Here is a 542-nt window from a genome sequence, read left to right on the forward strand (position 1 = left end):
CAAGTCAACATACTGACCCACCCCACCCAGCACATCACCATCAGCATCCAATGCATCCACTCTCACGGTGATGACCTCATCAACCTCAACCTCTGCCGGAGCATCGACCACCAGGGACTCCACCGCGGAAGTCACCTGGACATCCACCTCAGTGGTGATCTCCTGGCCATCCTCACCGGTATAGCTAAACCTCAAGGTCCGGTCAGCCAGCTCAGGGGTGAAGACGAAGGTCACCTCGTTGCCCTCAACCTCATCAGCCTCCACACTGGAGGTGATCTCGGTGTCGCTGGTGACCCAGCCGATCACATTGGCGTACTCATCCGAAGCCTGCACCCTATAGGAGACGGACTCCGTCTCGGTGACGCTGTGCGGGCCGCTGACTGCAATCGAGGCCGGGGCAGCCGGAACCACCGTCACCGTCACCGGGTCAGAGGACGAGGATTCGAAGTCGGTGGCACCGGTGTAGCGAACCACCAACTCATAGTCACCAGCCTCCGTCAGACCCTCAACTTCAACGCTCACCTCGCCATCAACCAATTCGC

At 59.6% G+C, this 542-nt stretch carries 1 protein-coding gene; it reads right to left on the reverse strand.

The features are described 5' to 3' along the window. On the reverse strand, positions 1-522 hold a 522-nt coding region (locus tag F0311_RS14440; RefSeq protein ID WP_223881382.1), incomplete at its 3' end, for a hypothetical protein. Between the last annotated feature and the right edge of the window lie 20 nt (positions 523-542).

Source organism: Nesterenkonia ebinurensis (genome assembly GCF_008711175.1).
In the GTDB taxonomy this organism is placed as follows: Bacteria; Actinomycetota; Actinomycetes; order Actinomycetales; family Micrococcaceae; genus Nesterenkonia; species Nesterenkonia ebinurensis.